General features: G+C 43.8%; 18 protein-coding genes and 1 rRNA gene. All 19 read left to right on the forward strand.

Features of this window, described 5'->3' with window-relative positions; all coding sequences use genetic code 11:
* The first annotated feature begins 46 nt into the window (after positions 1-46).
* A complete protein-coding gene (locus BT147_RS11275) occupies positions 47-610 on the forward strand; it encodes a manganese efflux pump MntP (RefSeq protein WP_072335217.1) in 564 nt (187 codons plus the stop codon).
* A complete protein-coding gene (locus BT147_RS11280; RefSeq protein WP_072335219.1) occupies positions 601-1,341 on the forward strand; it encodes a ZIP family metal transporter in 741 nt (246 codons plus the stop codon). Before BT147_RS11275 ends, BT147_RS11280 begins: the two co-directional genes overlap by 10 nt.
* Before the next feature lie 28 nt (positions 1,342-1,369).
* Positions 1,370-1,846: a low molecular weight protein arginine phosphatase gene (locus tag BT147_RS11285; RefSeq protein WP_286119367.1), complete on the forward strand. Its 477-nt coding sequence runs from the start codon at positions 1,370-1,372 to the stop codon at positions 1,844-1,846.
* A 70-nt stretch (positions 1,847-1,916) separates the two neighbouring features.
* The gene (rpiB, locus tag BT147_RS11290; protein WP_072335221.1) at positions 1,917-2,366 is read left to right on the forward strand and encodes a ribose 5-phosphate isomerase B; all 450 of its coding nucleotides are present in this window, start codon (positions 1,917-1,919) and stop codon (positions 2,364-2,366) included.
* A complete protein-coding gene (locus BT147_RS11295; RefSeq protein WP_072335223.1) occupies positions 2,363-2,902 on the forward strand; it encodes a TIGR01440 family protein in 540 nt (179 codons plus the stop codon). Before rpiB ends, BT147_RS11295 begins: the two co-directional genes overlap by 4 nt.
* An 84-nt stretch (positions 2,903-2,986) precedes the next feature.
* The gene (gene glyA / locus BT147_RS11300) at positions 2,987-4,234 is read left to right on the forward strand and encodes a serine hydroxymethyltransferase (RefSeq protein ID WP_072335226.1); all 1,248 of its coding nucleotides are present in this window, start codon (positions 2,987-2,989) and stop codon (positions 4,232-4,234) included.
* Between the two features lie 126 nt (positions 4,235-4,360).
* Positions 4,361-4,990, forward strand: coding sequence for a uracil phosphoribosyltransferase (gene upp, locus BT147_RS11305; RefSeq protein WP_072335229.1), 630 nt, complete (start codon positions 4,361-4,363; stop codon positions 4,988-4,990).
* Positions 4,991-5,234: 244 nt separating this feature from the next.
* Positions 5,235-5,450: an AtpZ/AtpI family protein gene (locus BT147_RS11310; protein ID WP_072335232.1), complete on the forward strand. Its 216-nt coding sequence runs from the start codon at positions 5,235-5,237 to the stop codon at positions 5,448-5,450.
* A gap of 7 nt (positions 5,451-5,457) precedes the next feature.
* Positions 5,458-5,835 (forward strand): ATP synthase subunit I, encoded by a 378-nt coding sequence (locus BT147_RS11315; protein WP_072335236.1) that lies wholly within the window; start codon positions 5,458-5,460, stop codon positions 5,833-5,835.
* 31 nt (positions 5,836-5,866) lie between these two features.
* Positions 5,867-6,595, forward strand: a complete 729-nt coding sequence (gene atpB / locus BT147_RS11320) for a F0F1 ATP synthase subunit A (RefSeq protein WP_072335239.1) — start codon at positions 5,867-5,869, stop codon at positions 6,593-6,595.
* 51 nt (positions 6,596-6,646) lie between these two features.
* Positions 6,647-6,868, forward strand: coding sequence for a F0F1 ATP synthase subunit C (gene atpE / locus BT147_RS11325; protein WP_072335281.1), 222 nt, complete (start codon positions 6,647-6,649; stop codon positions 6,866-6,868).
* Positions 6,869-6,944: 76 nt separating this feature from the next.
* A complete protein-coding gene (atpF, locus tag BT147_RS11330; RefSeq protein ID WP_072335243.1) occupies positions 6,945-7,433 on the forward strand; it encodes a F0F1 ATP synthase subunit B in 489 nt (162 codons plus the stop codon).
* Positions 7,430-7,975 carry a F0F1 ATP synthase subunit delta gene (locus BT147_RS11335; RefSeq protein WP_072335246.1) on the forward strand — a complete coding sequence of 182 codons (546 nt, stop codon included), beginning with the start codon at positions 7,430-7,432 and terminating at the stop codon, positions 7,973-7,975. The genes atpF and BT147_RS11335 overlap by 4 nt, the downstream gene beginning before the upstream one ends.
* A gap of 33 nt (positions 7,976-8,008) precedes the next feature.
* Positions 8,009-9,523 carry a F0F1 ATP synthase subunit alpha gene (gene atpA, locus BT147_RS11340; RefSeq protein WP_072335249.1) on the forward strand — a complete coding sequence of 505 codons (1,515 nt, stop codon included), beginning with the start codon at positions 8,009-8,011 and terminating at the stop codon, positions 9,521-9,523.
* A gap of 87 nt (positions 9,524-9,610) precedes the next feature.
* Complete coding sequence (atpG, locus tag BT147_RS11345) at positions 9,611-10,477, forward strand: ATP synthase F1 subunit gamma (protein ID WP_072335252.1); 867 nt, start codon at positions 9,611-9,613, stop codon at positions 10,475-10,477.
* An 89-nt stretch (positions 10,478-10,566) separates the two neighbouring features.
* On the forward strand, positions 10,567-11,973 hold the full coding sequence (gene atpD, locus BT147_RS11350; protein WP_072335255.1) for a F0F1 ATP synthase subunit beta: 1,407 nt from the start codon (positions 10,567-10,569) through the stop codon (positions 11,971-11,973).
* A gap of 80 nt (positions 11,974-12,053) precedes the next feature.
* A complete protein-coding gene (locus BT147_RS11355; protein ID WP_072335284.1) occupies positions 12,054-12,443 on the forward strand; it encodes a F0F1 ATP synthase subunit epsilon in 390 nt (129 codons plus the stop codon).
* 201 nt (positions 12,444-12,644) lie between these two features.
* Complete coding sequence (locus BT147_RS11360) at positions 12,645-13,988, forward strand: Nramp family divalent metal transporter (RefSeq protein WP_072335258.1); 1,344 nt, start codon at positions 12,645-12,647, stop codon at positions 13,986-13,988.
* 251 nt (positions 13,989-14,239) lie between these two features.
* Positions 14,240-14,451: ribosomal RNA gene (locus BT147_RS11365) — 16S ribosomal RNA — on the forward strand; the annotation flags it as partial.

A 14,451-nucleotide genomic window follows, 5' to 3' on the forward strand; every position in this document is an offset into this window, starting at 1 on the left:
TCCAAGCATAGGTTACATCATAGATGGGACAAGGAGGGGGCTACTAATGTTAGAGTCCATACCAGATGTCGGTCAGATTCTTACACTTACGATTATAGCGATTGCCCTTGGGATGGATGCTCTCTCGATCGGAATCGGCTTGGGGGTGAAACATCCTTCCTTTGAAAAAATGGTGTTATTTTGTATCCTTGTTGCTTTTTTTCATATTGTGATGCCGTTATGTGGGATATATATAGGGGAATATTTAAGTGTATACATAAAAGAAATTGCCTCTTTAGTAGGGGGAGGCATGCTCTGTTTTCTAGGTGGAAACATGGTTATTCATAGCTTCCGGAATTCGGAAGAGGTATTGATCCGAAGTGGGACGATTATGGGGCTAACGATGATGTCGATGAGTGTAAGTCTGGATAGTCTTTCGGCAGGACTTAGTATGGGACTTTTTTCGGCGGATCGTCTGCTTGCTGTTATCCTATTTGGGTTATCAGGGGGCATTTTGACTGTCCTTGGACTGATGATCGGGAAGTCTATGGGAACCTGGATGGGTAGATATGGAGAAATCTTAGGTGGCGTCATTTTGTTTGTCCTAGGTGTAACATTTCTATGGGGTTGATCAACGAAGCTATTTTATATAGCGCATTAACAGGAGTATCTACGTTTATCGGTGCCGTTCTCGTTTGTTTTCTCCCTATTAACAAACGGGTTCTCGCTTTTTCACTTGGTTTATCAGTAGGTGTGATGCTTTGGATTACCTACGGGACTCTATTGCCAGTCTCGTTTCAATATGGAAATTGGACAGAAGCATTTTTAGGGATGGGATTAGCTGGACTTATCTTGGTGTTGATTCATCAAATGCCATTCGGTAAAGTAAGAGGACAAGAAGGAAATCAAGAATATGCAAAACTAGGAATGTATTTATTTGCCGCCATTGCATTGCACAATATTCCTGAGGGTGCATTGATTGGAATCGGATTTGGCACGATGAGAGAGATGGGGATGTCGATTAGCTTGGCTATGGTCATTCATAACATTCCAGAAGGGATGAGCATAGGCGCACCGTTGCTTGCGGCGAGGTGTTCTAAGAGACTAGTTGGGCTAATCGGACTACTAAGTGGTGCTGTTCTTCCGCTAGGTACGTGGCTGGGCGGATTTATTTATTCACCTAGGTGGATTGCGATTGCCCTGGTGTTTGCGGCGACTACCATGGTCTGGGTGGCGTGGGAAGTGCTACTTCGATCATGGAAGCTGTCTAAGAGAAACGCATTTATCGGAATCAGTTGTGGGATGATCTTAATGTATGTGATCCATCTTTTTCACTTTCAGGGATTACATGGCATGCACTAACAACGTAGAGATGAAACGGGGGATCAAGTTGGTTCATAAACGAATTTTGTTTGTCTGCACAGGAAACACCTGTAGAAGCCCGATGGCAGAAGCGTTACTTCGAAATATTAGCCAAGAGTTTCTTATCGACCTGGAGGTGAAATCGGCAGGTACACATGCCTATGATGGTATGGAAGCTTCAGAGTACTCCAGTATGGCATTGCAAGAAAAAGGAATCGACCACGATCACCGATCACAAGCGATCACACCCGAATTGATTCGTTGGTCAGACCTAATTCTGACGATGACAGCAGGTCATCAAGCGATCTTGGAACAAATATTTCCCGAAGCGAAAGAGAAAATGTTTACCCTCAAAGGCTTAGCGTACGGTGCCCAAGACCCTGATCAGGATATCCCAGATCCTTATGGTGGTTCAGTAGAAATGTATCAAGAGACGAGAAATGAAATTGAACAAGCAATACGACAACTGTTGAGGAAGTGGAATTTCAATTCCGAAAATGAATAGAATAACTCCCTCCACCCCTTTATTTATGGGTATACTAAGGATGATATGATAAAGAGGTGGAGGTTTTTATATGCGTATTATTCTTGCATCCGATCATGGAGGCATTCGTTTGAAAGAAGAATTAAAAAGCCTGCTAGCGGATTTACATATGGAGTTTGAAGATATAGGGTGTGCGTCCGATCAGTCTGTCGACTATCCAGACTATGCCGAGCCGGTGGCCAAGCGCGTTGCCAAGGGTGAATTTGATCGTGGTATTTTGATTTGTGGTACAGGCATCGGGATGTCGATTGCAGCTAATAAAGTAAAAGGGATTCGTTGTGCTGTGGTAAGTGACGAATACTCCGCACGTATGAGTCGTGAACATAATAATGCGAATGTGTTAGCGTTAGGTGAACGCGTTGTAGGTGGAGACTTAGCAAAATCCATCGCACATGCTTGGTTGACCACTGAATTTGCAGGGGATCGTCATCTGCGTCGGGTAAATAAAATTACTGAACTCGAAAGAGTCGAGGAGTTATGACAGGTACGATTTATGAACAAACCAAGCAGGTAGTTCAGTCGCTCATCCAAGCGTTCAGTCTTCATGAGAAGCATCTGCTTGTCATCGGAGTAAGTACCAGCGAAGTGATTGGAAAGCAGATCGGAATGGGTGGGAGCGATCAAGTAGCGGCAGAGATTTTCTCAGCTCTGCGAGAATTGCAGGAGGAGCACGGATTTCAACTTGCTTTCCAGTGTTGCGAGCACTTAAATCGTGCCTTAGTAATGGAACGTTCCACTCAAGAACGATACCACTATCCTGAAGTATCCGTAATCCCTGTACCAAATGCAGGTGGCGCTATGGCTTCCTACGCCTTTCATCACTTTCAAGACTCTGTACTCGTTGAAACGATACAAGCCGACGCGGCTATCGATATCGGCGATACATTTATTGGCATGCATTTAAAACCGGTAGCGGTTCCCATAAGACCTGCCCAGCGCCATATTGGCGAAGCTCATGTTACCATGGCGATCACTCGTCCCAAATTGATTGGCGGAGCGCGAGCTACTTACGTATGAGAGATAGAAAATCAATGCTGTCAGATAAAAGTTCCTTTGTTAAAATAGAGTGAGTGGCTTTTGATCAGAAGGGGGAAACGCGCGGTGGAATACTTAAAAAATCAAGATCCAGAGTTAGTAGAGGCAATGCAGGCAGAGTTGCATCGCCAGCAACACAATATTGAGCTGATTGCTTCCGAAAACTTCGTTAGCCCTGCAGTTATGCAAGCAATGGGAAGTATCCTAACGAATAAATACGCGGAAGGGTATCCGGGCAAACGATATTATGGCGGTTGTGAGCATGTTGATGTCGTGGAAAACATAGCTCGCGATCGTGCGAAGAAATTGTTTGGTGCTGAGCATGCAAATGTTCAACCGCATTCAGGCGCCCAGGCTAATATGGCTGTTTATTATGCGATGTTAGAGTATGGCGATACCGTCCTAGGAATGAATCTGGCCCACGGAGGTCATCTCACCCACGGAAGTCCTGTTAACTTCTCAGGAAAGCTATATAACTTTGTTGCTTATGGAGTCGATGAGAATACCCACCGCATTAATTACGAGGAAGTGCGCCAAGTGGCGTTAGAGCATAAGCCAAAGTGCATTGTTGCTGGTGCGAGCGCGTACCCTCGTATCATTGATTTTGCTAAGATGCGAGAAATCGCGGATGAGGTTGGAGCTATCTTTATGGTGGATATGGCTCATATTGCAGGACTCGTAGCCACGGGACATCATCCTAACCCAGTTCCATACGCTGATTTCGTTACGACCACAACGCATAAAACGCTACGTGGACCACGCGGAGGTATGATTCTCTGTAAAGCGGAGTACGCACAGAAGATCGATAAAGCGATTTTCCCTGGTATCCAAGGCGGCCCTCTAATGCATGTGATCGCTGCGAAAGCAGTTGCTTTTGGAGAGGCACTATCCGAAGAGTTCCGTACTTACTCAGGTAATGTTGTCCGAAATGCCAACCGTTTAGCTGAAGGATTAAAAGCAGAGGGATTGAAGCTCGTTTCAGATGGAACCGATAATCATCTCGTGTTGATTGATGTTCGAACGGTTGGTTTGACCGGTAAGAAGGCCGAGCACTTGCTAGATGAAATCGGAATTACCACGAATAAAAACACGATTCCGAACGACCCAGAGAGTCCGTTTGTAACAAGCGGGGTTCGTATCGGTACAGCTGCCGTCACCTCTCGTGGAATGGATGAGCAGGCGATGGATGAGATTGCGAAGATCATGGGTCTTGCACTTAAGAATCCAGATGATGAGACGATTCAAAGTGAAGCTCGTCGCCGTGTGGCAGAGTTAACTGCGAAGTTTCCTCTTTATCCAGAATTTAGTGAGTAAGGGTAAGATGTATGATGAGGGAAGGCGAAAAACCACTATATTGGGTAGTGGTTTTTCGCACGAATATAGATGTAAAGATTTTGGTAAATAATGTAGCTATGATCGAGATAAAGGAGTTTTAAACATATGAGCAATGTCTACGTATTTGATCACCCTTTAATTCAGCACAAATTGAGCATCATTCGTGATAAAAGTACAGGAACCAAAGAATTCCGTGAGTTAGTCGAAGAAGTAGCGATGTTGATGGCTTATGAAATCACACGCGATCTGCCACTTCGGGAAGTAGAAATCGAGACCCCCGTCACCACAGCTACATGCCAAGTCCTAGAAGGGAAAAAGATTGGACTCGTTCCGATTCTTCGTGCAGGTCTAGGCATGGTAGATGGCGTACTTCGACTGATCCCAGCGGCAAAAGTGGGTCATATCGGACTTTATCGAGATCCAGAAACACTGAAAGCAATCAATTACTATGCAAAGATGCCATCCGACATCGGAGAGAGGGAGCTGATTGTCATTGACCCAATGCTAGCCACAGGTGCTTCTGCTGCTACGGCCATCCAACAAATCAAAAATATGGGTGCGAAACATATTAAATTTATGTGTCTAATCTCTTGCCCTGAAGGCATTGAGCACCTACAAGAGGAACATCCTGATGTAGATATCTATGCAGCTGCCGTCGATGAACGGTTAGATGAAAAGAGTTATATCATCCCCGGACTAGGTGATGCAGGAGATCGTCTATTCGGCACGAAATAATTCTTGAAACCTTTCATGCAAGCTTAATAATTTTTTCGTGTTTTTTGAATACGATAGTGAGAGTATGGATGCCAAGGAATCTGCGATTTAATAAAGGAGCCATTCCCAGAAACTTTTATATGATTGGCTGAAGAAAGCGTTGACAATCATCGGATGGTTCTATTAGTATAAGCATGGGAAACGCCTGAAATCACACTACCCACAGATTCCATATTACCTATAAAAATATGGGAGATGACTTGTGATGATAAAGAAAAGGAGCCCTTTGCATGCACTTGCATTGGTCGGTTCATTGGGTATGGAAGTGATTCTGACGACAGTAGGTGGGGCTTATCTTGGGAAGTATCTCGATACATACTTTCAAACCGAACCTACCCTACTTATCATTGGGGTGTTTATCGGGTTAACCGCTGGATTTGTAGCAGCGGGGTACACGTTACGAGCATTTATAAAGGATTGACCTCCACATGGAATCCACAACAAAACCCATTTACTACCGTGTAGTGGTGATCACACTTGTGCTATTCATCACACTCTTAACTTTTTGGCTCCTTACTCCTCACAAACCTTTACTAGCTGGCGTTGCCTTAGGCCTTTCTGTTAGTTTGTACAATTTTCTCCACCTCGCAAGAAGAGTGAGACTTGTAGGTGAGTCTATCGTTGAAACTGGAGCAGCACGCAAGAGCCTTGGAATGATCCAACGGGTTTTTATGGTAATTTTTTCTATATTGCTGGCTGTACGATTTCCAGAGCAGATTGATGGTAGAGGAATTATTCTAGGCGTACCAGCTTGTTATATTTTCTCTGTTTTTGTATATTTCTCACTACCAGCCAATCAAAAATAGTTGATCCGAAGAAGGGGGTGAAACAAACAAAATGGAGATAACCCCAAAAGTTACAGTAGCAGGTTTAACATTTGATTTAACCATTATTCTTGCTACACTACTTGCTTCAGTAGTCGTATATGGATTGGTCTACTTCGCAACACGTAAAGTGAGTATGGTTCCGCGTGGGCTACAAGCGGGAATGGAGATGGTGGTGGATCTAATCCGTGGTATCACCGAGATGACATACGATCGTAAGAGAGCAGAGAAGTTTGTGGCATTTTCCATTACATTGTTCCTGTTTGTCTTAGTAGCGAATCAGATCGGTGTTATTTTAATGATTGCTTCAGAAGTTCACAGCCCTATTCCAGCGTTAGGTATTACGGCAGATAAATTTCATGATGGGGCAGCACACGTAGCGTGGTTGAAATCACCTACTGCTGATATTGGCTTTGCTTTTACAATGGCGATTGCGATTGCTCTGTTTGCCAACTACATGGGGATTAAGACCAGTTTCTCTAACTGGATCAAGCCTTTTCGGAATCCCTTGCATATTGTTGAGGAGTTAGCAAAGCCGACCACTCATGCGATGCGTTTGTGGGCAAATATTTTTGCAGGTGAGATTTTGATTACGATTTTGCTTACGAAGTTTAATCCACTGGTTACCGCGTTGCCAGTAGGGGTTTGGATTGGTTTCTCTCTGTTTGTCGGGATGATCCAAGCTTATATCTTCACGGTATTGGCCAATGTATATATCGGTCAAAAAATCTCTGGTCATTAAAATGGGCTTATAAAACACAATTTCTTAGGAGGAATTATTTCAATGGAAAAAATGGAACTATTAGCTGCTGCGATTATGATCGGTCTAGCTGCATTTGGAGCTGCGATTGGTAACTCAAATCTGTTTTCAAAGTATATCGAAGGGGTTGCACGTCAACCTGAGACACGTAGCACCCTATTTGGACAAACCATGATTTTATTCGGTCTAATCGAGGCTCTTCCTATTATCGGAGTGGCTATGGGTATCTTGTTGTTATTCAACGTAATCGGCTAATTTGTCTATACAATTTGCAACATGCGGGGATGGTATTTTGCCCCGCTTTATTTCAATCTGGAAGGAGTGACTAGTCGTGGAATTTAGTGGTTTTGGAACTAGCTTAGTGCAATTGCTAATCTTTTTCGTCTTACTATTATTGGTCTACAAAAAGGCTCTTCCCCCATTGATGGCTACGTTGAATGAACGTACCAAGCATATCGAGAACCAGATTACGACTGCAGAAAAGCACCGTGCAGATGCGGAGAAGCTAGTCGCTGAACAAAAAGAGTTGTTGATTGCGACTCGTAATGAAGCGAAAGAAATGATCGATCGTGCCAAAACTCAAAAAGAGGTTGAAGCAGAGAAGATCATGAGTAAGGCGAAGTCTGAAGCAGAGCGAATGCTTGCAGATGCGAAGAAAGAAATCGAGCTAGAAAAAGTGAAAGCACTTGCTAGCTTGCGTGAGGAAGTGGGCGCATTAAGCGTTCAGTTGGCTGAGAAGTTGGTTGGCGAAAGCTTAGATCAAAAGAAACAAGCAAACCTTGTGAATGCTTATCTTGATCAGGTAGGGCGATTACAATGAGCTATGTAATCATTGCAAAACGCTATGCCAGTGCACTGTATCAAGCAGCCAACGAAAAGGATCTCGTAGACGAGGTAGATAGAGATCTTCAATTGATTAGTGAAGCACTAATGAAAACGCCTGAGTTTGTAACATTATTGCAATCTCCTAAAATAGCGCTTGAGGAAAAGAAAGAACTGATCTCAAGCGTTTTTAACCAAGTTCAACCTATCACGAAGAACTTCCTCCACGTACTTGTTGAGGCTCGTCGTGAAGAGGCTCTAGCTGAGATCTCGAAAGAGTTTACGAAGCTAGCGGACGATGCAAAAGGCGTACTAGAAGTGATCGTGACCTCTGCTTCTACCCTTGAAGATGCAGAACGTGATGGAGTAACAGATGCTTTTACGAAAATCTTAGGTAGACAAGTACGAATCGAAGAAAAAGTAGATCGAAGCCTCTTAGGTGGTTTGGTCGTACAAGTAGGAGACCGTCTATATGATGGTAGTGTGAAAAACAAGCTGGAACGCTTTCAAGTTACATTGAAAGAAGCCAGAGTCGGATAGATCAATACAAGCGAAGGATTGGGGTGACACTCAATGAGCATTAGACCAGAAGAAATTAGCTCCCTGATTAAGGATCGCATCGCACAATACAGCGCTGATGTAGAAGTGATCGATGTTGGTACCGTAATCCAAGTAGGGGACGGTATTGCTCGCGTACATGGCTTAACCAACGTAATGGCTGGTGAGCTTGTTGAATTTAGTAATGGTGTAATGGGTATGGTATTAAACTTGGAAGAGAGTCAAGTGGGTGTAGTAATACTAGGGCCATTCCAAGAGATCCGTGAAGGAGACCAAGTAAAACGTACAGGTCGCTTGATGGAAGTACCAGTAGGCAAAGCACTACTCGGACGTGTAGTAAACCCACTCGGTCAACCACTTGATGGCAAAGGTCCAATTGAAACAACGGAGTTCCGTCCGATTGAATCAAATGCTCCAGGTGTAATTGATCGTAAATCGGTTAACGAGCCGATGCAAACGGGAATCAAAGCGATTGATGCAATGGTACCAATCGGCCGTGGTCAGCGTGAGTTGATCATTGGAGACCGTCAAACAGGTAAAACCACGATTGCGATCGATGCAATCATTAACCAAAAAGATCAAGACATGGTTTGTGTATACGTAGCGATTGGACAAAAACAATCAACTGTTGCACACGTAGTAGAAAAACTACGTCGTCATGGCGCTCTTGACTACACCATCGTAGTCGTGGCAAGTGCGTCTGACCCAGCTCCACTCTTGTTCTTAGCTCCATATGCTGGAACAGCTATGGGTGAGTACTTCATGTACAACGGCGGACATGTTCTCTGTGTATATGATGACTTGTCTAAGCAAGCAGCGGCTTACCGTGAACTTTCTCTCTTGCTTCGTCGTCCTCCAGGTCGTGAGGCATATCCAGGGGATGTATTCTACTTACACTCTCGTCTACTAGAGCGTGCAGCGAAACTTTCGGATGAGCGTGGTGGCGGTTCCTTGACAGCTCTCCCATTCATTGAAACTCAAGCGGGAGATATCTCGGCTTACATTCCAACCAACGTAATTTCGATTACAGATGGTCAGATCTTCCTTGAGTCCCGTCTGTTCCACTCTGGAGTTCGTCCAGCGGTTGACACCGGTTTCTCCGTATCTCGTGTAGGTGGTTCAGCGCAAATTAAGGCGATGTCCAAAGTAGCAGGTACCTTGCGTCTCGACCTTTCTCAGTACAATGAGTTGGCAGCATTTGCTCAATTCGGTTCTGACCTCGACGATGCAACCCGTGCGAAATTGTCTCGTGGTGAGCGGACCATTGAAATCTTAAAACAACCTGAGCATCAACCAATGCCTGTCGAGAAGCAGGTGGTCTCTCTTTATGTAGTAACTCGTGGTTATGTGGATGATGTTCCAGTAGCGGATGTTCGTCGCTTCGAATCCGAGCTTCATGCTTTCATCGATGCAAACCATGCAGACCTATTTGCAAGCATTCGTGATCGCAAAAAATTAGAGGAAGATATCGAAGCAAACCTAAAAGCAACGATCGAATCTTTCAAAAAGACCTTTGCAGTAACGGTTTAATAAATTGAGAACCTTAACCTTCCTGAGAACTGTGGGGCTACCTAAGTAGTCCTACGGGGATCATGTGAGAAAGGATGGTGAACATACATGGCGGCTAGTATGCGGGATATTAAAGAAAGTATCCGATCCAAGAATAAGACCATGCAAATTACGAAAGCGATGAAAATGGTATCTGCTTCCAAATTGCGTCGCTCTCAAGAGCAAGCTACGGCAGCTCGTCCTTATGCAGAGAAAATGAAAGATGTAATTATGAGTATCGCATCTGGATCAAGTAACATCAATCATCCGATGATGGTATCGCGTCCAGTTAAGAAAACGGGTTATCTCGTCATTTCTTCCGATCGTGGTTTGGCTGGTGGATACAACAGTAATCTTCTTCGTTTGATGACTAATACGGTTAAAGAGCGCCACGCTTCAAATGATGATTATGTTGTATTTAGCATAGGTCGTAAGGCATTGGACTTTTTCAAAAAGCGTAACACCCCACTGATTAGCAGTATTGTTGGCTTATCAGATAGTCCTCAATTCTCCGATGTAAAAGCCATTGCAAGTCAAGCAGTGAACTTCTATGCGGAGGAGAAATTCGATGAGTTGTATATTGTGTACAATGAGTTTGTAAACCCAGTTGTGCAACGTCCTGTTGTCAAGCGCCTACTTCCTCTAGCAAGCGATGAACTCGAAGGGGTTTCAAACAAAACTCCTTATGAATTCGAACCATCAGAAGAAGAGGTTTTAGCGGATTTGTTACCGCGTTACGCTGAGACATTGATTTACAGTGCACTTCTTGATGCAAAAGCATCTGAGTTTGCAGCTCGTATGACTGCGATGACCAGCGCAACTGATAATGCAACTGCAATCATTGAACGTCTTACCTTGGAATTTAACCGTGCTCGTCAAGCGGCAATTACCCAGGAGATCGCAGAAATCGTGGGTGGCGTAGCAGCTTTATCTTAGGATTGATGGCACTTATACTATATTGATTATTTCCATCCTGTAATAGGGATTGAAGATAGATCGGTACAAAACGCTAAGGAGGGAATCATATGAACACTGGGCGTATCCTTCAGGTAATGGGACCTGTCGTCGACGTAAAATTTACAGCCGGCAACCTTCCTGAAATCAATAACGCATTGAAAGTAACTCGCGCCGATGGAAGTGAGCTTACGTTAGAAGTAGCCCTTCATCTTGGTGACAACTCGGCTCGTACTATTGCGATGGAATCCACCGATGGTCTTGTTCGTGATATGGAAGTAGTAGACACAGGAGCTGGTATCTCCGTACCAGTTGGCCGTGAAGTTTTAGGCCGGATTTTCAACGTATTGGGTGAACCGATCGATGAAGCGGGCGTAGTAGAATCTAAAGAAAAATACGAAATTCACCGTCCAGCACCTAGTTACGACCAACAATCTACACAACAAGAGATGCTTGAAACAGGTATTAAAGTTGTAGACTTATTAGCTCCATACGCAAAAGGTGGTAAAATCGGCCTTTTCGGTGGTGCAGGTGTAGGTAAAACCGTATTGATCCAGGAGCTTATCAACAATATTGCTCAAGAGCACGGTGGTTTGTCTGTATTTGCTGGAGTTGGAGAGCGTACCCGTGAGGGAAATGACCTCTATCATGAAATGAAAGACTCTGGTGTAATAAGTAAAACCGCAATGGTATTTGGTCAAATGAACGAGCCACCAGGCGCACGTATGCGTGTTGCTTTGACTGGTTTAACGATGGCTGAGTATTTCCGTGACTCTGAAGGACAAGACGTATTGTTCTTCGTAGATAACATCTTCCGTTTTACTCAAGCAGGTTCTGAAGTATCTGCGCTTCTCGGTCGTATGCCATCTGCGGTAGGTTACCAACCAACCCTTGCGACTGAAATGGGTCAATTGCAAGAGCGTATTACATCCACGAAAACAGGTTCTGTAACCTCGATTCAAGCGATCTACGTTCCTGCGGATGACTATACCGACCCAGCTCCAGCAACTGCATTCTCTCATTTGGATGCAACCACTAACTTGGAACGTCGTTTAACTCAAAAGGGGATTTACCCAGCGGTAGACCCATTGGCATCTACTTCTCGTATTTTGACTCCTGCAATCGTAGGGGATGAGCATTATCGCGTTGCTCGTGGCGTACAGCAACTCCTGCAACGTTATAATGAATTACAAGATATCATCGCCATCCTCGGCTTTGATGAGTTGTCTGACGAAGATAAATTGCTCGTTCTACGGGCTCGTAAGATCGAGAAATTCCTTGCTCAAAACTTACATGTAGCGGAACAATTTACAGGTCAACCAGGTGTATATGTGCCTGTTAAAGAAACAGTACGTAGCTTCGGTGAAGTTCTAGATGGTAAGCATGATACCATGCCAGAAGAAGCTTTCTACATGGTCGGAAATATCGACGATGCAATCGAGAAGGCGAAGAAACTTGGTTGGAAACCTGGAGCTTAATAGATCCTGATTGAAACCGATTAGGGAGGTGAAGACCTGCTTTCCATTTTCTAAGATGGAAGTGGATTGCAGAGATGTTTATGAGTAAAATTCATCTCGACATTGTAACTCCGGAGAAAAAAGTGTACTCGGAAGACGTAGACATGATCATCACTCGTGCGGCGGACGGAGATATTGGGATTATGCCCAAACATGCTCCGCTCGTTTCTCCTCTTCAGGCTACTATCGTTCGTATTAAGAATGATGGACAGGAAGAAGAGATTGCAGTGAGTGGCGGATTCTTGGAAGTACGTCCCGATCAAGTGACCATCTTAGCTGAATCAGCTGAGACAGCGAGCGAGATCGATAAAAACCGTGCACTACAAGCCAAAGAACGTGCTGAAAGACGGATTCACTCTGCTGAAGGGGATCTCATCCGCGCAGAAGCCGCTTTGATACGTTCAATGAATCGACTTCGGATTGCGAAATAACGATAACAGATTTGCAACAAAACAGCCCCTACTCTTTGTGAAATCAAAGAGTAGGGGCTGTTTTTGCTCTGTAAGCTCAAGTAGATTTTTGGATTCTGTTGGGGTATACTGTACAATATTATTGATGGAATGCTCACTTTTTTGGTTTTTTTTACCTAATTTCTTTCCTTAAACCAATTTTCTTTTGTGAGGTGAAAATAAATGGATTCAACAAAAGAAGATCCATCTATAACAAGTGGTTGGAAGCGAGATCGTGTTCAGCCATCTCTGTCAGAGGTGTATCGTTCGATGCCAGTTCCCAAAAACGGATCATGGTTTCGAAAGATGTTAGCTTTTATAGGGCCAGGTTATCTAGTAGCAGTAGGATATATGGACCCTGGGAACTGGGCGACTGATTTGGCAGGTGGTTCTTTATTTCACTACGATCTCCTATTTGTAATCTTGATTTCAAATGTAATGGCTATGTTGCTTCAATCATTGGCTGGGAAGTTAGGAATTGTAACAGGGCGTGATTTAGCACAAGCTTGCCGAGATGATTATAGTAAGCCCGTTTCATTTGTTCTCTGGGTATTTGCCGAGATTGCAATTGCGGCATGTGATTTAGCGGAGTTAGTTGGGACAGCCATTGCGTTAAATCTTTTGTTTGGGGTTCCTCTGATCTACGGCGTGCTTTTAACGGCTCTAGATGTCATTGTTATTCTTATGTTGCAAAATAAAGGGTTTCGTTACATTGAAGCATTAGTTATTTCATTGATCTTAATCATTGGTGGATGCTTTGCTATTGAATTGTTTCTATCTCAGCCGGTTATTTCGGATGTATTAAAAGGCTTTATTCCAAAGAAGGAGATCGTGACAAATCCTGAGATGTTATACATCGCGATTGGCATTCTAGGGGCAACGGTAATGCCACATAATTTATATTTACACTCTTCCATAGTCCAGACTCGGGAGTATGGAAACACAGTGAAAGAGAAGAAGGAAGCCATTCAATTTTCAACTATTGATTCTACCGTCGCGCTATTTTTCGCGCTATTTATTAATGCATCCATCTTAATCCTGTCTGCGGCCACGTTTTTTAGCTCTGGAAAGGTAGTAGATGATATTGATCAAGCGTATCAGCTATTAAGTCCACTATTGGGATCGTCGGTGGCAAGTATTTTATTTGGGGTGGCTTTATTGGCTTCAGGGCAAAACTCAACTCTTACGGGTACACTAGCAGGACAGATCATTATGGAAGGCTTCTTGAATATTCGCCTAAAGCCATGGCTCAGGAGATTAATTACTCGTATCATTGCCATTATCCCTGCGGTTATCGTCATAGCGCTATATGGAGAAAAGGGAACGATGGAGCTTCTCATAGTTAGTCAGGTAATCTTGTCTTTCCAGCTATCATTTGCAGTATTTCCGCTTGTATTTTTTACGAGTGATGAGAAGAAGATGGGATCATTTGTGAATTCCACAGTTACGAAAGTGATTGCATACTTTGTTGCTGTGGTTATAGCGGTTCTAAACGTGTATCTGTTGGTCCAGACATTTATTGACTGATAAGAGAGATCATCTTTTTGATCGGCTGATTGAGCATGCTAAAATCTGTGGATAAGCTGTGGATAATTAGAAGGGGTTTGTGGATAAAATAAAAGTGAAAAATAGTTGTTGACTCCTTTTGTAGAGCATGATATATTATTACATGTCGCCGCGATACGGTGGCATAAACAAAAAAGCAAGTGTTCCTTGAAAACTAAAGAGTGAATGAACCAAGACCTGTTTAATTACTTTAAATTGAGCTTAGCTCAAACTCTTTGGAGAGTTTGATCCTGGCTCAGGACGAACGCTGGCGGCGTGCCTAATACATGCAAGTCGAGCGAGGAGCTTTTAGCTCCTAGCGGCGAACGGGTGAGTAACACGTGGGCAACCTGCCCGTAAGACTGGGATAACTTCGGGAAACCGGAGCTAATACTGGATAATCTTGATCTTCGCATGAAGGACAAGTAAAAGATTTATCACTTAC

The sequence above is a fragment of the Thermoactinomyces sp. DSM 45891 genome, assembly GCF_900119485.1.
In the GTDB taxonomy this organism is placed as follows: Bacteria; Bacillota; Bacilli; order Thermoactinomycetales; family Thermoactinomycetaceae; genus Baia.